Below are 17,131 nucleotides of genomic sequence, written 5' to 3'. Positions count from 1 at the left end.
ATATGCGCCCCGTGCTTGAGGTGGCGGACATCTTCCGTCGCCACGGTGTCGCATTCCGTGCCGCGCAGGGCGCTCGGCTCTCGTCCAGCGCCGTGTCATGGCGGCCATCGAGGCGTGCCGTACAGCGACGCTCGGCGGCCATGTCGAGCGGTGCGACGACTGCGGCCTGTTTCGCGTCGCTGACAACAGCTGTCGCGATCGGCACTGTCAAAGTGCCAAGCCCTCGCGCGCGCCCAATGGTTCGCCGATTGCCAGGCCGACCTGCTGCCGGTGCCCTATTTCCATGTCGTCTTCACCGTGCCGGCGCCTGTGGCCGCCATCGCGCTGCAGAACAAGGCGGTGATCTACGACATCCTGCTCAAGGCGGCAGCCGAGACGCTCCGTCTCATCAGCGCCGACCCGAAGCATCTCGGTGCCGAGACCCGGGTGATCGCGATTCTGGGGCCAGACCCTGGCACGTCATCCGCATGCCCATTGCCTCGTGCCGGGCGGCGGGATCACCCCTGACGGAAGCTCGGTTCATTGCCGCCCAGGCTTCTTCCTTCCCGTTCGCGTGCTGTCGCGATTGTATCGTCGGCTATTCCTGGAGCGTCCCCAGGCGGCGTTCGATAACACCAAGCTCCAGTTCTTCGGTCTCCTCGCGCACCTGATTGAACCGGCGGCATTCGGCCGCCAGCTGAACGCCCTCCGCAAGCTCGAATGGGTTGTCTACGCCAAGCGTCCCTTCGGCGGGCCAGAGCAGGTTCTCGCCTAACTCGGGCGCTACACCCATCGCGTTGCAATCGCCAACAGCCGGCTCCTTACCTGTGAGCACGGCCGTGGCCCGCTTCCGGTGCAAGGATTATCGCGCCGGCGGCAATCCAAAGTGATGACGCTCGACACTGAAGAGTTCATACGTCGCTTTGTGCTCCACGTTTTGCCGAAGGGGTTCCGCCGCATCCGTCATTTGGGCTTTCTGGCGAACGCCTGCCGCGTCGTCAAACTTGCGCGCATCCGAGTGGCGCTGGAGGCGCCAGAGCTGCCTCCGCCTGCCGAACCTGTCGACTACCGCGAGCGCTATGCCATCCTCACTGGTCGCCGCCTCAATTTGTGCCCCGTCTGCGGAGGCCGCATGGTCGAGATTGGCTTTGTACCGCACTCGGACACGCTGCGATACGCGACACCTCGCTGTGACACGTCATGACAGACGACCTTGACTTGTTCGCACCCGCTGCGCACATCGCCCTGCGGACGCTCTCCGCCGGACCGATCAAGCATGCTCATAAGGCCCAACAAACGGGCGATGGTCGGCGTCCTGGGATTGACGAGCCGCTCGCCAGCATCGACGATGGCGTCCTTCGCTGCCGATATCAGCGACAATCTGCGATCATGCTCGCCCACGCGCCCAACGTCGGGGCCACCGCACCCACCGGCGCCCTGATCGAGCGCCCATAGGTCCGCGTCACAAGACGCGTCTTCGTTCAATCCGGCTTCAAATAGGTCCCTGCTCGACTTGCGGCGAGATCGGTGACGCGGGACCTATTTGAACCCTCTTCCGAGATGATCTCGCCCACTATTCCGATTTGATGTCGCCCGGGGCGCGAGGCATTCTGGCTGTCTGGTTTCTGGCATCGGCGAAGCCGAGCGGTCAATCTTGAATCGCGGCTCGAAGGATTTGTTTTTGTTGCTTCTGCTGCGGGCGTGTGGGCAACGCACTTCGCGTTGTCAAAGCGGAGCGGCATGTCCACAGTGCCACTGGCTTAGGCCTTCCGATCGGGTTTACGGGCTAGCCGCATGCTCTCGCCGTTCAGATCGATCCGGTGGGCGTTATGGACCAGGCGGTCGAGGACGGCGTAGGTGGGGTCGCCGATCAGCGCGTGCCATTGGTCGGAGCTGGCTGGTGACGATGGTGGAGCGGCGGCCGTAGCGATCTTCGAGGATCTCCAGGAGGTCGTGACGGGCCGCGGCGTCGAGCGGCTCCAGGCCCCAGTCGTCGAGGATGAGAAGATCGACGCGGCCGAGCGCGCAGGGGACACGGGGATGGCGGCCGTCGCCGGGTCCCAGGGTGAGATCGGTGAACAGCCGCGGGACGCGCTGATAAAGCACGGAGCGATTGTCACGGCAGGCCTTGTTGTCGAGCCCCGAGGCGATCCAGCTCTTACCGACGCCGGAGGGCCCGCAGATCAGCAGGTTGGCGTGGTCGTCGATCCATTGGCCTTCGACCAGCATCGTCGTGAGGCTGCGGTCGAGGCCGCGGGGTGCGGTAGTCGATATCCTCGACGCAGGCCTGCTGCCGCAGTTTGGCATATTGCAGCCGCTTCGACAGCCGATTGTCGCGTCGCAGCGACGCTTCGCGTTCCAGCAGGAGCGTGAGCCATTCGGCGTGGCCGAGGCTTGCGGCATCGACGCCGGCTTCAATGTCGGCGAAGGCCTTGGCCATGCCGTGAAGGCCGAGCGCGTGGAGTTGATCGAGGGTCGGATGGGGAGCAAGACGTGATCTCCTAATTGTAGTAGCGCGATCCGCGGATGTTGGAATGAAGGATCGGCGCATTGTCCGCGGAGGAGTGAAGGACGCCGATCGAGATTGTTGGCGAGGATCGATTTGACCGAACTGTAGGTGCGGGCGCCGATGTCGATCGCCAGCGCAGCGGCGGCGTCTAGCCGCTCGCGGCCATAGGATCGGACGAGCCGGATGATCCTGAGGCAGGCGCGGAAGCCTGCTCGGGGTGTGCGCGTTCATCGGGGATCAGGTCGCACAGCGCCGCGGTGGCCGGCCCCATCATGGCTGCATCCTCGCGGATGCGCTCGATGGTCCAGCCGGCGTAGCGCCGATGACTGGAGGCCATGTGCTCCAGCACGGTCGTGTGCTTGTGGTTGCCGCTCATGCGGTGATGCGCGGCGATCCGCTCGCCCTTGTGGAAAATCTCGACGTTGCGGGCCGTAAAGCGCACCTCGACCTCGGCGCGGACGAAGCGATGCGGGACGCTATAGTAGTGCGCCTCGACCTCGACGTGATAGTCGATGCTGACCCGGCAGAATCCGCCACTCGGCGAACACGTAAGGGCTCTCCGGCAAGGCCTTCAGTGCCGGCCGGTCGATCTCCTCCAACAGCTTGCGGCGGGTCACGCCGAGCCGCCGGATCGGCCGCTCCTCGTTGAGCCGGATCAAAGGCTCGGCGATCGCCGCGTTGACCTCCGCGAGGCTGTGGAAGATGCAGTGGCGCAGCCGCCCGAGCAGCCAGCGCTCGACCATGAGGACCGCCTGCTCGACCTTCGTGGCCGTCGCGGGCTGGCCGGCAGAATGGCCGTGCCGTAATGCGCCGCCATGTCGGCGTAGCTGCGGTTGATCTGCGGATCGTAGCGGCAGGCCTTGATCACCGCGACCTTGGTGTTGTCCGGCACCAGCAGCGCCGGCGCGCCGCCGCTCGCCTCGAAGGCGCCGACGTGGCCGCCGATCGAGTCGGCGAGCCCCTGCGTCCAGGTCGCCTGCGCGTAGGTGAAGCTCGATGCGCCGAGCACCGCGACAAAAATCTGCGCAGTGCGCCGCTCGCCCGTGAGCCGGTCGATCAAGACCGGAACGCCGTTCGCGGGCATAATCGACGAACAGCTTGTCGCCGGGGGCATGCGACTGGCGCATCGTCACCGACAGCCGGCCTTCCCAGGCGCGGTAAAGCTCGCAGAAGCGCGAATAGAGATATCCGCCGGGCTCGCCCGCGATGTACTCCTCCCATAGGATCGACAGCGTCACGTGCTTGCGCCGGAGCTCGCGATGCACGGCCGCCCAGTCCGGCTCGGCTTGCCGGCGATGGCCCCGCCGGGTGCCGCTGCCGGCGTTTGCAAACAGCCGGGACTCTAGCACCGCGTCGGTGACGTCGTCGGGCAATGGCCAGCTCAGCCCCGACGCCTCGAACCGGTGGATCGTCAACCGCACCGTCGAGGGCGCAGCGCCCATCCGCCGGGCGATCTCGCGGCCCGGCATCCCGACCGACTTCATTCTCATCACATCGCGCACGTGGCGCATCGCAAGCCTCTCCGTCGGCATCCAGGCCCCCTTCGCAAAGCCGAAAGGCCGGACCGTATCGGAGCCAGAAGAGGCCTCGTCACCCGGGCGACATCAAATCGGAACGGGGCGAGATCATTCCGGAATAATGGGCGATATCGAGCGGAATCAGCTGGCGGCCGCTAACGTGCGCTTTGCGATTCGCATGTGAGCCTTGGACACTCCTGCGAGGCACGGCACCTGAACAACTCATGAAAAAATGTCTCAAATTGCAAATCCTCGCGCGATTGTCCCAGCGAGAGCGTAGAGTGTCGGGACACGCAACCTGGTGAGCTGCTTCTCAGGGCCTTGAGCCCGCCTAGCAGCAACACGGAAAGGCCAACACGCCTCTGCAATCGTTTCCGAGGTTCTGGTGACCGCCACTAGCTCTCCAATGCGGTCCTCCAAGCTCTCGTCGGGCCGAACCTAAGCCACGACCTCGCGGAAGCTGTGTTCGAAATCGCGCGCCTTCAATTCGAGTGCGGGCAGCGGCGTGCGCGCTCCCATCGATCTGCACTGCACCGGATCTGGATCGTCACCGGATTAAGCTGCGCTCCTCGCCATGGAGGACCGGCCTGAATCAGGCTCTAGAAGACAGTCTGATGCGAAGAGCTTTGCTAGTGCCTTCCACCGCGCTTGCAATCAACAGCCACCAACTCGTCGGCAGCGTGGTCAGGCACCTCTTCCTTCCAGCGCACCGATCCGAACGGCCGCTCCAGCATACGGCGGATGCGCACCGGTTCAGGGCCGACATGGAACGCCAGCGCTTCACGATCCAGCGCGCGCTCCGCCTTTGTCCACCGGTTACGCTGGCGCAGGTAGTCGAGCCACGTGGGGCAGTGATAGCGCTCAGTCCAAAGCTCGGGATTGGCGATGTCGCGCGCAATCGACCATCCATAGGCTCCATTGCGCTGGCGGGACAATTGTACTTCCTGCATCAGGTTGTGGAAGGCACGCGCATTCTCAAGCGCGACGCAGTATTCGATCTCCACCACCAGTGGCCCGCTGCGATAAGTGAGCGGGAGCCGCACCTCGGGATCGGCGAGCAACTCGACGTCCTCTCCGAGCGCGTTGATCCGCGGCATGCGCAGCCAAAGCCCGAGCAGCGGCGCAAGCAGCATCATTGCCCCGGAGACGAGCAGGGCGAGCTCGACGCCGGCGGCATCCGTAAGGCGGCCCCAACCCCATCCGCCTATGGCGATGCCGCCGGAGAATGCGGCCTGATAGGCCGCAAGTGATCGGCCTGCTACCCAGCGCGGCGCGGAGAGTTGCACGCCGATATTGAACAACGTCATCGTCATCGTCCAAACCGCGCCGGCAAGGACTAATGCGGCCGCCGTCAGAACCGGCTCGCGGCTCAAGGCCACGGCCACGGTTGCGCTGCCCAAAGAGAGCGTGCAGGCACGCACAGCGGCTTCGCCGCTCATGCGCTGGCGCACCTCTCCGACATAGAGCGCCCCGACGACGGCACCGAGGCCAAAAGCGCCAAGCAAGATTCCGTAGGTCCGCGCATTACCATGCAAGAGATCGCGCGCGACCAGCGGCATGAGCGCCGAGATAGATCCGCCGATCACGCCGGTTACCATGGCGCGGGTCATCACGATCTTGATTGGTGGCGAATTCGTTATGTACCGCACGCCCGAGATTATGGCACGGCTCAGCTGTTCGCGCGGCAGCCGAGACGGGTCCGCCACGCGTCTCCAGAGGAACAGGGACACCATCAGCGGCAGATACAGCAAGGCGTTAAGCGCAAATGCTGCTACTGCGCCCGCTGTCGCAACCACAATACCGCCAATGGCAGGCCCGAAGCTGCGCGCGATATTATAACTAATGCCGTTTAGCGCCACTGCCGCAGGCAGCGCCTCGGCCGGCACCTGTTCGCTGACCGTGGATTGCCAAGCCGGGCCCATCAGCGCCATGCCGCTGCCGACCGTGAAGCAAAGTAGCAGCAAGAGGTTTGGCGTGGTGAGACCCAGCCAATCAAGCACGGTCAGCGCGATCGCGCCGCAAAACGCGATTGAAAGTGCAATCAGCGTCACGATGCGGCGGTCATACATATCGGCAATCGCGCCGGCCGGGATCGCGATCAGCATTACCGGGAGCATCAAGGCGGTTAGCACCAGGGCGACCTTGTCAGCCGATGACGTCATCTCAGTCATCGCCCAGGCGGCGCCGACAAACTGGATCAAGATACCGAGATTGGATAACAGGCTCGCTAGCCAAATGCGCCGGAAAGTAGCATAGCGCAGGGGCGCGGCGATACGGTTGACGCTGAGGAGCTGGGATTTAGCCGGATCAGTCATACTGGTTTCTACCGCGCTGGCAATGAGTGGATCGTCGGCCACATAGATGATGGTGCCGAAAAGTGTGGCGCCTAGGACTCGGCAAGAACCTGTCTGGAATGAGCACATTACCCGGCGAGGCCTGCGTGCCCCCGTGCATGCCTGGTCCGTCCCGTTGATTGAGGCGGAGGCGGGGCGACGTCCTGTATCTGGGCAGAGCCGTCACGGGTGGGTTTGGCGTATACTGCTCGGCGATATTCGCCGAATCTGCTGTCGCTCGCATACCGAAAAACATGGGTTGAGGTTGCGGCACCCCCGAGGCAATGTGGCTATTTCGGCAGCGGAACCTCAGATGATCCTCCCGCAACTCCGAGCTCTTGTGCCTTCTACGGTCTCGTCAGGGTGGATCGTTCACGCAATTGATTCAGCAACTCGGGTGTCAGGTGAGGCTCAGATTGGAGAACCGCCCAGATCTCTTGCCCACTCTTCAGTGCTGTCTTGGCAACATCGGACGCTCGTATCCTATCAGCGGGGTCAGAGCCGTTACAACAGCCGTGCTTGCTTCCAAATGTTTGCGATACCACTCCACATTGGCTGTTATCCCGCCAATGCACTTTTCTCGTAACGTTCGGGCGGCATTTGTCAGCAAATAAATCGACTGCAGCATGCTGTAAGCGATAACCGGCTCCATGACATTAAGCTGGAGCTGCCCTGCCTCGGCCAGGGTTACGGTGAGATCCGTGCCGATGATTTGAAACGCGACTTGATTCACGACTTCGGGAATAACAGGGTTCACCTTGCCCGGAATTATAGAGGAGCCTGGCTGGAGAGCCGGTAGATTGATTTCGGCAAGACCGCCCCGAGGTCCGCTTGAGAGCAGTCTCAGATCGCTCGAGATCTTGGAGAGCTTCGTCGCCGTGCGCTTCAACATCCCGGAGAACAAGACAAAGGCTCCCGTGTCCCAGCGCGCCTCGATCAGGTTGCCCGCGGCAACGAATGGAAGTTGAGTCACCACCTTGAAAAACATCGATGGGAAACTCGGCGTCTAAATCGCCGGCGATGATATCGTCGCACGCGGCAGCAATTGCGGTAGCTTTGCTGGGCGGAATGTCGCCAAGTCGGGCATTTGCCTGAAGGGACGCCTTTTTAACTATAGCCAATGCGTGGATAAATTGCGGAAGATGTCTGATTGGAATCCCTGAGATCGAAAAATTTCTGATCGCCCGCACAGTCTGGGAGCCATAGTAAGCCTCACTTGGGACGTCCACTTCTCCTAAGCTATCAACCTCGCGGCGTGTTTTGCCCATTCTTGCCCTCTGTCGGCGCGGTGGATTGGGACGTGGTAGGCCCGGAATCGAAAGCGTTCTGACATTGCCCTGTAAAAGCGGCATGGAACCTCATAGCGGTTACGCTTGCGCAACCGCACCAGAAGCACGCACAAGCATCCTTGCGTCGAGAAATTGCGCAGAGTCCTCTTCCATTGCACGCTTCGTGGAGAGTAGGGGAGCGGTGATGCGGGTTTCTCGCGTTCTAACCGAGTCGGCGATGAAAAAGAGCGCGAAAGCGGGCCTAGGCGTCGCGAGGCATCACTAAGCCTCAATCATCCGGAAGCTCTACGGGAATTGCAAAACCCGCCTTCACGCGGTCCATGACGACCATTGTCTTGAACCCCTTGATGTCCGAGTTCTCATAGAAGAATCGCCGTGTGAACTGCTCATAATCTTCCATGGTGCGCGCGGTAATGTAGAGGACAAAGTCAGCGTCGCCTGTGACGTAGAATCCGTTGACGACTTCAGCTGACGATTTGATGGCCTTCTTGAACCTATCGATGATGTCAGCACGCTCCCGCTCCAGGCTCACTAGCACAAGCATTTGAATCGGTCTTCCCACCGCTTTCGCCGATACGATCGAAACATCAGCCTCGATGATGCGTTCTGAACGGAGCCTCTTCAGTCGTCGTTGACATGCCGTGGCAGATAGCCCCGTCAGTTCGCCGACGACCTCGGACGTTAAACGGTTGTTCTTCTGCACAAGCTCGAGTATGCGGGCGTCTATTCGGTCGTATTGCATGCTAGCTCCAGCTGGGGTGAATTTCGCCGTGAAATACCTGCACGATGCAGGAAATCATCCGTGCGTGGAAAAATGCGACGAAAATAGCTTAGCAATATCAGTATCCTGAATGCAAAGGCGATTTCAACAATGTCCGTGCCGGATCTCAAATGGCGTTTCAACATATTCGACACAAAAGTCCTCGTTTGGTCGGTCTCGCCATAAGGCACCTGCAAAATCTAACCCGCCGCGATTTCGTTGCGGGAGCTGCATTGGTCGACGGCCGCTGGATTGAAACCGATCAGGCCGACGTTGTGGTCGATCCGGCCACCGGGGAAGAGATCGCGAACGTTGCTCGCTGCGGTGTCACGGAAATGAATCTGGCGATCGCAGCAGCTGAGCGCTCCTTCGCTCGTTGGCGAGAATTGTTGCCGGAAAGACGCGGTACGATCCTTAGATCCTGGGCGTCGTTGATGCTCCGCCATTCGGAAGAACTTGCCGTCCTAATGACGAGCGAGCAAGGCAAGCCGCTCGCCGAGGCTCGCCACGAAATTGCGTACGGGGCCGGATTTCTCGAGTGGTTCGCTGCGGAGGGGGAGCGCGCATACGGAGAAACGATCCCAAGCCACAAGCCTGGAAGCCTGCTTCAGGTGCGAATGCAGCCGATTGGCGTCGCGGCGGCGATTACTCCATGGAATTTCCCTGTCGCCATGGTCACGCGGAAAGCCGGGGCGGCTCTTGCGGCTGGTTGTCCAATCATTGTGAAGCCTGCTCCCGAGACCCCGCTGTCTGCTCTTGCTGTGGCTAGGTTGGCGGTAGAAGCGGGCGTGCCTCCTGGCGTGCTTCAGGTGCTCATCGGCAATCCCATTGAGATTTCTACGCCGCTGCTGCGCGATACCAGAATACGGGCTCTATCGTTCACGGGTTCGACCCATGTCGGTCGCCTGCTTCTGGAGGGGGCCGCCGAAACGGTCAAGAAGGTGTCGCTCGAACTAGGTGGGCATGCCCCCTTCCTTATCTTTGACGACGTCGATCTGGGTAAGGCGGTCAATGGAGCGATGGCCGCAAAGTTTGCAACGTCGGGCCAGGATTGCCTGGCCGCTAACCGCATCTACGTGCAAAGGAGCATCTATGGCGCCTTCGTGGAGGCGTTTGCTACGGCAATCGCACAGCTCAAAGTCGGTCACGGCCTGGATCCTGAAACAACTATAGGTCCAATGACGAAGTCCTCGGTGGCTGACAAGTGCAGGATGCAGATCGACGATGCGCTGAGCAAGGGAGCGCGAAGTATTTCCGTGAAACAAGATCCGAATCTTGGTCCGAATTTCGTCGTTCCAACGCTGCTAAGTGATGTCACCGAAGAGATGATGATTGCACGTGAGGAAACATTTGGGCCGGTGGCTGCTGTGCTGCCATTCGACTCTGAAGAAGAGGTTGTCGCCCGAGCCAATGCGAATGAAATGGGGCTCGCAGGGTACGTCTACACGGACAGCCTGCGTCGAGCGCTCCGGCTTTCCGAGCAGATCGAGTGCGGAATGCTTGGCATCAATACGCCTTCATTCACGGGTCCTCCAATTCCGTTCGGCGGATGGAAGCAATCCGGGCTGGGTCGCGAGGGGTCACGACACGGCTTAGCGGAATACATGGAGCTGAAATGCGTCTGCTTCGGCGATTTGGCGGCTCAGGAGAACCGGTATGACTGATATCAAGACCATCGCTGAACGAGATCGCTCAAGTGTTCTGCACCCTTTCACCCAGCTCAAGGAGTTCGCGAGCGGAAAGATTGGTGACCCTACAATCGTGACTGGAGGGAAGGGCGTCCGAATCGAAGACGCGCAGGGTCGTAGTTACATCGACGGTTTTGCTGGCCTGTACTGCGTAAACATTGGATACGGCCGGACTGAAGTGGCTGAGGCCATCGCGCGGCAGGCTTACCAGCTCGCATACTACCACACATATGCGGCCCATACGACGGAAGAGCTGGCGACCCTGTCCGATCGCCTGGTACGCATGGCTCCGGGCAAGCCAAGTAAGGTATTCTTTGGATTGTCCGGATCAGATGCCAACGAAACCCAGGCTAAGCTCGTTTGGTATTATAACAATCTGCGCGGTCAGCCGAAGAAGAAGAAGATCATTTCACGCGAGCGCGGTTACCACGGCTGCTCGGTAATTTCCGGTTCGATGACCGGTATGTCTTTCTACCATGATCACATGGACCTTCCCTTCACGGGTATTTTGCACACAGGCGTACCGCACCACTACTGGGGCGCTGAGACTGGCGAGACGGAAGAGTCTTTTTCTCGCCGGCGTGCAGCGGAGCTTGAAGAGCTGATCGTGCGGGAAGGGCCGGAAACGATCGGTGCCTTCATTGCTGAGCCGGTGCTGGGTACAGGGGGGATTACTCCGCCTCCTGCCGGCTACTGGCGTGAAATTCAGGCCGTGCTCAGGCGCTATGATGTTCTTCTGATCGCGGACGAGGTGATTTGTGGGTTCGGTCGAACCGGCGCCGACTTCGGCAGCACGCTATACGGGATCGAGCCCGACTTGGTGACAGTCGCGAAAGGCCTGACTTCCGGATACGTGCCGCTCTCGGCAGCAATCGTTGGTGAGAGAGTTTACGAAGTTATGGAGGAAGCGGCGGATCGCGTCGGTGCGTTTTCGCATGGATATACCTATTCCGGCCATCCAATCGCGGCGGCTGCTGCCAACGCAGTGCTTGATATTGTTGAGAAGGAACAACTAGCCGATCGCACGAGGATCGTTGGCGCCCATTTTCTCAAGCGACTGAACGAGCGATTTGCCCAGCTGGAAATCGTCGGAGAAGTGCGAGGTGTGGGCTTGCTCGGTGCCATCGAATTCGTTGCGGATCGCCAAGCGAAAAGACGATTTGATCCGCAGCTCAAGGTTGGCGCCCGCATCTCGAAGGCTGCTCGTGATCGGGGTCTTATTGCACGAGCAATGCCGCACGGAGACATTCTCGGTTTTGCTCCGCCTCTCGTTGCATCGGAAGCTGAAATTGATGAGATCGTGGACCTGGCGTATCGAGCGACGAAGCAAGTAATGGACGAGCTGACGAAAGAACCAGCATCTTCCTGAAGGTTGATGCGCCTGCGCGGCTGGTTTGCTGCCGATAGGCAAGTCTTTGGCCATGGCAAGTTGGTCCGGGAAGAGAAAAAGACTACGGCGACCTGGTCCGTGGTAGTGATACATCTTCGACCCACTGGATAGCCATTCCAAAGTATCTGGACTATTCGGCGCAAAGCGAAAACCGTCCAAATCGAATGCAACACGATAAGTACCGCGTCGAGGCGGGTGAATATGGACATGAGGGCGAATTCCGCACCAAGGGCGTGCTCCAGAAGGGGAGTTAGCGGTGACGAGAAACCGGTACTGGACATTGGCAGACGGACACGTGCCGAGTTGGCCGCAGAAGGACACGTTCGTGCTGAAGGAGGACGAGGTCCCAACGCCGGGTGCGGGGCAGGCTCTGACGCGGACCATCTACGTGTCTCTTGACCCTTACCAGTGGTACTACAAGCGCGAGCGCACCGAGCCGGCCGGGGCGCCTTGCCATGCACGTACCGTCTCTCAAGTGATCGAGAGCCGGATGGACGGCATCGCGGCCGGCGACTTCGTGTTCAACACCAACGGCTGGACCGAGTACGCGCTGATGGGCGAGGGCGCCTGGCGGCCGTCCTACATGGTCCCGCGCAAGCTCGATCCGTCGCTAGGGCGCATCTCGCAGGCCGTAGGCGTGCTGGGCATGTTAGGACTAACCGCCTATGCCGGCATGGACCTGATGGCCACGCCCAAGGCGGGCGAGACGGTGGTGGTCTCGGCGGCTTCCGGCGGGGTCGGCCAGATTGCCGGGCAACTCGCCAAGCAGCGCAATTTGCGAGTGGTTGGGATCGCCGGACGTGACGCCAAATGTCAGTTCGTGACCGAGGAGCTTGGTTTCGACGCCTGCGTCTCGCACCTTTCGCCCACCCTGCCAGCCGATCTCGCCGGCGCCTGCCCGGCCGGCGTCGACGTCTATTTCGAGAACGTGGGCGGCAAGGTGTTCGAGGCCGTGCTGCCGCTGGTCAACCAGGGCGCGCGGATGATCATCTGCGGACTCATCGCCCATTATGGCGATGAGGACGGCGGCGTCGACCGCCGCGCGGCGCTGATGAAGCTGGGGAAGCCGATCTTCAAGGCTCGGAACATAACGGTGAAGAACCTTTGGGTGAGCGACTTCGCAGATTTCCACGAGGAGATGCTGGCCTATGTCGCCCCCCTGGTTGCCACGGGGAAGATCAAATACCGCGAGGACATCCGTCAGGGCCTGGAGACCATCCCGGCCGCTTTCGCGGAGATGATGCGCGGCGACAATTTCGGCAAGTTGCTGGTACAGGTAAGCCCAGATCCGACTCTGGGACAAGGATGAGAAGAGACTTTGCAAGAACGGCGCAGGCTGTGGGCATTGCTCTAAACCACGGAAGACGCAGGGCCCAGATATTGCCCTTCGCTGACCAGAATGCCCATGAGCGCAATCAGCAAGTAGCGGACTGCGAAAACGTCCGGTTCAGGCAAAACAGTCGTATTACGGGGAATAAGCAATGGCCGGTGAAGAACCAGCGTTTAAAATTGTCCTCAACCATCCAGCGGCCGAAAGCTTTGCACAACTTATTGGGGAGCGTTTCCCGCAAGTTCGAGCGATCGTGGCGCCGGATCCCGACCGCCTCGAGCGGTACATAGAGGAAGCGGACGCGCTACTCGCGTTTCGCTTCCCGGTTGAAGTACTCGATCGGGCGAAGAAACTGCGTTGGTTCCAGTGCACTGGTGCCGGTGTCGATTCCCTGTTTCCGATCCGTGACAGGGTGGCGCATGTCACGGTAACGAATGCGCGTGGCATTCATGGCGATGTCATCGCGGATTTTGTGATGGCCGGCGTGACGATGCTGCATTGGGATTTCCGCAGATTTCTGCGCGAGCAGACGGAGCGGAAATGGAATCCACGCTATGTCGCTCCGCTGGGCGACAAGACGCTCGGCGTCGTCGGGCTGGGCTCCATTGGTGCGACCATCGCCTTGCGCGCAAAGAGTGCCGGGATGACTGTTGTCGGTTCGAAACGGGACGTTTCCGTCCCGGTCGAAGGTGTCGACCGGCTGTTCGCCTCCGATGCACTACACGATCTGCTACCGCTGTGCGATTTTGTAGTGCTGGCCGTGCCCGCGACGCCGGACACGATGGGCCTCATCGGCTCAGTTGAGATCGCGTGCATACGACCGCACGCGTTTCTTGTCAATATCGCGCGGGGTAACGTCCTTGTCGAGGCCGAACTGATTAAAGCCCTTCAAACTGGCGCCATCGCCGGTGCGATGCTGGACGTGTTTGAGCGAGAACCGCTGCCTCAGGACAGTCCTCTCTGGGACATGCCAAACGTGATTGCCACGCCGCATGTGGCGGGAAGTCCCTCAAACTATACGGAGCGGGTATTCTCGATTTTCGCAGAAAACATCGAGCGCTTCCTGGAAGGGCAGGAGCTGAAGAACGTAGTAGATCTGCGACGGGGCTATTGACGCGGCATGGCGAGACGGAAATGAGGCTGGCCTGCCTGCTGTAATCGCTTCTCAATATCCACACAGATTTCGATGGCTTGAAGAACAAGGCCTTCAGGAAGGAGCAATGCTGGAATTGCAACGGGGCGCAAAATTGATGAAATGCTTCGCGGTTTTTGCGTCACTCTCATCGAAGCGTAACATGTTTCATGGCGCGACCTTTTGCGCCGACGCCTGAATTCAGGCGAAATAACAATCAGGGTCTTGGAGAAGGTACGACAACCGTGCTCGGAATTGGATGCAAGCTGCCATCATTCGAAGTCGTCGGCGTGAAGCCCGGATTTCAGCTCCAGGAAGAAGAAAAGGGACAGAGCGCGTTCGAAACACTGACAGAGACGAGCTTCCCGGGCAAGTGGAAGGTTATCTTCTTCTATCCGAAAGACTTCACCTTCGTCTGCCCGACTGAGATCGCCGAATTCGCGCGCCTGTCGAAGGACTTTGAAGACCGTGACGTCGTGGTGCTAGGCGGGTCGACCGACAACGAGCTCTGCAAGCTGGCATGGAGGCGCGACCACAAGGATCTGCACAAGCTGCCGATCTGGCAGTTCGCCGACACCAAGGGCTCGCTGGTCGACGGCCTGGGCGTGCGCTCGCCGGACGGCGTCGCCTATCGCTACATCTATATCGTCGACCCCGACAACACGATCCAGCACGTCTATGCGACCAACCTCAATGTCGGCCGCGCGCCGAAGGACACGCTCGGCGTGCTTGATGCGCTACAGACCGACGAGCTTTGCCCGTGCAACCGCGAGGTCGGCGGCGCGACGTTGAAGGTAGCGTAACGCCGATGTCGATTGATGAACTCATTCCGGACTTCGCCAAGGATGTAAGGCTTGACCTCTCGTCCATGGTGTCGGACGAATCGCTTGCCGAGCAAGCCCGGTATGGCCTGTTCCTCGCCTGCGCCGTCGCCACCCGCAATCCGCACGTGATGTCGCCGTTCGAGTCTCTCGCAGCCGAGAAGCTGACGCCGGCGGCGATCGCGGCAGCCAAAGCGGCGGCATCCGTGATGGCTATGAACAACATCTACTATCGCTTCGTCCACCTTGTCTCTAACAAGGAGTACGGAACGATGCCGGCGCGGCTGCGGATGAACGCGATCGGCAATTCCGGCGTGTACAAGGCCGACTTCGAGCTGTGGTCACTCGCGGTTTCCGCAATCAACGGCTGCGGCGCTTGCATCGATGCACATAAGACGGTGCTTCAGGACGCGGCCTCGCGGCGAGCACAATCCAAACCGCGGTACGCTTTGCCGCAATCATCCAATCCGTGGCGGTGGCGATTGAAGCCGACAACGCGGCGGAATAGGGCGACCGCACTTCCAATTCGCTCGACAGTGGATGCCACGAAGTGGTCTGGAGCGAGCATTCGAACCGGAGTAGAAAAGAATGAACGGTGCGGAAAGCTTAGTTAGGACGTTGGTTGCCGGCGGCGTCGACGTCTGCTTCACCAATCCTGGCACCTCCGAGATGCACTTTGTCGCAGCGCTGGACCGCGTTCCGGGCATGCGCTGCGTGCTCGGCCTTTTCGAAGGCGTAGTGACGGGCGCAGCCGACGGCTATTTCCGCATGAAAGGAACGCCGGCCTCAACGCTGCTGCATCTCGGTCCCGGGCTCGCCAACGGCCTTGCCAACCTGCACAACGCCAAGAAGGCGCATTCCGGCATCATCAACATCGTCGGCCAGCATGCCGGCTACCACATCGGCTACAACGCACCCCTGACCTCCGACATCGAAGGCCTGGCCAGGCCGATGTCGTCCTGGGTGCGGACCTCGCCGGATGCCAGATCTGTCGCCGCGGATGGCGCCGCGGCGATCGCCGCCGCCAAGAGCTCGCCGCCGCAGATCGCGACCCTCATCCTGCCCGCCGATACCGCCTGGAACGAGGCCGACAGAATCGCCGAGGTGCTGCTGGAGACGCAGCGCGGGTCCTATTCGCCGCAGGCGGTTGAGACCGCCGCCAAAATTCTTCGCGGGGATTCCGAGCATACGCTGCTGTTGATCAGCGGCAGCGCGCTGAGCGAGCAGGGCCTGGCGCTGGCTGAGCGCATCGCCGGCAAGACCGGCTGCACAGTCGTAGGCCCGACCTTCCCTCCTCGGATCGCGCGAGGCCGTGGCCGTTTCCCGATCGAGCGTATTCGTTACGTCATTGAGCAGGCACTGCCGATGCTTCAGAAGTTCCGCCACATCGTGCTGGTCGAAGCCGATGATCCGGTAGCGTTCTTTGCCTATCCGAACAAGCCAAGCCTGCTGAAGCCCAACGGCTGCGAGGTGCATCGCATGACCGCCTGGGGCGAGAACTCGGTTGCGGCGCTCGAGGCGCTTGCCGGCGCGCTGAATGCGGCCGCAAAAGACGTCAAGCAGCAGAAGCGGCAGGAATTGATCAAGCCGACCGGCGCGCTCAACCATGCAACTATTGCGCAGGCGATTGCGTGCGCGATCCCGGAGAACGCCATCGTGGTCGATGAATCCATTACAACCGGCCGCGGCTTCTTCCCGCCGACGGCGGCGGCTGCACCCCACGACTGGCTGCAGAACATGGGCGGGTCGATCGGCTTCTCCACGCCGGTTGCTACCGGCGCGGCCGTGGCCTGCCCGGACCGCAAGGTAGTCTGCATGGTCGGCGACGGCAGCGCGATGTACACGATTCAGTCGCTGTGGACGCAGGCGCGCGAAAATCTCGACGTTGTCACCATCGTCTTTGCCAATCGCGCCTATCAGATTCTGCGCGGTGAGTTCGATGGCGTCGGCGCTGGCGAGCCGGGCCAGCGCGCGATCGACATGCTGAAGATCGACCGCCCGACGCTTGATTTCGTGGCGCTGGCGAAGGGCATGGGTGTGCCGGCCCGCGCGGTGACGACCGCCGACGAGTTCAACAAGGCGCTTGAAGATGCGGTGCGCGAGTCGGGACCACGCCTGATCGAGGTGCAGATTTAACGGCCTTTCTTTTCCGATACGACATCGAGAGGCGCAACTGCGGGACTGCGATGGCCAGTTTTGAAGAGATTGGCGAAGCCGCTAGGTTGGAACTGGGGCTGAAAAATGCCATTGCAGACCAACGCATCCAACCAGAGAATAGATACCCCGCTCGCAAGTGCGTTACCGATTTTGTGTGCCTCCACCCGTTTCGGTTGCGCTGCCTCTAGCGGCGTCTCTCGATCGAGAATCAAGTCTAACGGCTAAT

Annotated in this window: 9 protein-coding genes and 5 pseudogenes; 8 read left to right on the top strand and 6 right to left on the bottom strand. The window is 60.9% G+C overall.

Features of this window, described 5'->3' with window-relative positions:
- Positions 1–2 precede the first annotated feature (2 nt).
- Positions 3–1,183, top strand: a pseudogene (locus LMTR3_RS16330) (IS91 family transposase).
- Positions 1,184–1,739: 556 nt separating this feature from the next.
- Here the strand turns inward: LMTR3_RS16330 and istB are convergent.
- From istB to LMTR3_RS16300, 6 genes and pseudogenes are all read right to left on the bottom strand, one after another.
- Positions 1,740–2,419: pseudogene (gene istB / locus LMTR3_RS16320) on the bottom strand (IS21-like element helper ATPase IstB).
- 61 nt (positions 2,420–2,480) lie between these two features.
- A pseudogene (gene istA / locus LMTR3_RS16315) lies at positions 2,481–3,999 on the bottom strand (IS21 family transposase).
- Between the two features lie 635 nt (positions 4,000–4,634).
- Complete coding sequence (locus tag LMTR3_RS16310; protein WP_065746109.1) at positions 4,635–6,320, bottom strand: MFS transporter; 1,686 nt, start codon at positions 6,318–6,320, stop codon at positions 4,635–4,637.
- A gap of 466 nt (positions 6,321–6,786) precedes the next feature.
- Entirely contained in the window at positions 6,787–7,326 is a 540-nt protein-coding gene (locus LMTR3_RS40250) for a lyase family protein (protein ID WP_065746108.1), read from the bottom strand.
- Positions 7,327–7,377: 51 nt separating this feature from the next.
- A pseudogene (locus tag LMTR3_RS40245) lies at positions 7,378–7,606 on the bottom strand (aspartate ammonia-lyase); the annotation flags it as partial.
- A 289-nt stretch (positions 7,607–7,895) separates the two neighbouring features.
- Positions 7,896–8,369 carry an Lrp/AsnC family transcriptional regulator gene (locus LMTR3_RS16300; protein ID WP_065746107.1) on the bottom strand — a complete coding sequence of 158 codons (474 nt, stop codon included), beginning with the start codon at positions 8,367–8,369 and terminating at the stop codon, positions 7,896–7,898.
- A 185-nt stretch (positions 8,370–8,554) separates the two neighbouring features.
- Between LMTR3_RS16300 and LMTR3_RS16295 the strand changes: the two genes are divergently transcribed.
- The 7 genes and pseudogenes from LMTR3_RS16295 to LMTR3_RS16265 all read left to right on the top strand — a co-directional run bounded on the left by LMTR3_RS16295 (position 8,555) and on the right by LMTR3_RS16265 (position 16,884).
- Entirely contained in the window at positions 8,555–10,051 is a 1,497-nt protein-coding gene (locus LMTR3_RS16295; protein ID WP_065746129.1) for an NAD-dependent succinate-semialdehyde dehydrogenase, read from the top strand.
- Complete coding sequence (locus LMTR3_RS16290) at positions 10,044–11,444, top strand: aminotransferase (RefSeq protein WP_065746106.1); 1,401 nt, start codon at positions 10,044–10,046, stop codon at positions 11,442–11,444. Before LMTR3_RS16295 ends, LMTR3_RS16290 begins: the two co-directional genes overlap by 8 nt.
- 277 nt (positions 11,445–11,721) lie before the next feature.
- On the top strand, positions 11,722–12,774 hold the full coding sequence (locus LMTR3_RS16285; protein WP_065746105.1) for an NADP-dependent oxidoreductase: 1,053 nt from the start codon (positions 11,722–11,724) through the stop codon (positions 12,772–12,774).
- 172 nt (positions 12,775–12,946) lie between these two features.
- Positions 12,947–13,909, top strand: coding sequence for a D-2-hydroxyacid dehydrogenase (locus LMTR3_RS16280; protein ID WP_065746104.1), 963 nt, complete (start codon positions 12,947–12,949; stop codon positions 13,907–13,909).
- 263 nt (positions 13,910–14,172) lie between these two features.
- Positions 14,173–14,730: a peroxiredoxin gene (locus tag LMTR3_RS16275; RefSeq protein WP_065746103.1), complete on the top strand. Its 558-nt coding sequence runs from the start codon at positions 14,173–14,175 to the stop codon at positions 14,728–14,730.
- A gap of 5 nt (positions 14,731–14,735) precedes the next feature.
- Positions 14,736–15,256, top strand: a pseudogene (gene ahpD / locus LMTR3_RS16270) (alkylhydroperoxidase, AhpD family).
- Positions 15,257–15,336: 80 nt separating this feature from the next.
- Positions 15,337–16,884, top strand: coding sequence for an acetolactate synthase large subunit (locus LMTR3_RS16265; RefSeq protein ID WP_065746102.1), 1,548 nt, complete (start codon positions 15,337–15,339; stop codon positions 16,882–16,884).
- Positions 16,885–17,131 lie beyond the last annotated feature (247 nt).

Source organism: Bradyrhizobium sp. LMTR 3 (assembly GCF_001693485.1).
Classification (GTDB): Bacteria; Pseudomonadota; Alphaproteobacteria; order Rhizobiales; family Xanthobacteraceae; genus Bradyrhizobium.
Note: the sequence above shows the minus strand (reverse complement) of the source record. Positions and strands in the feature narration are given on the sequence as shown.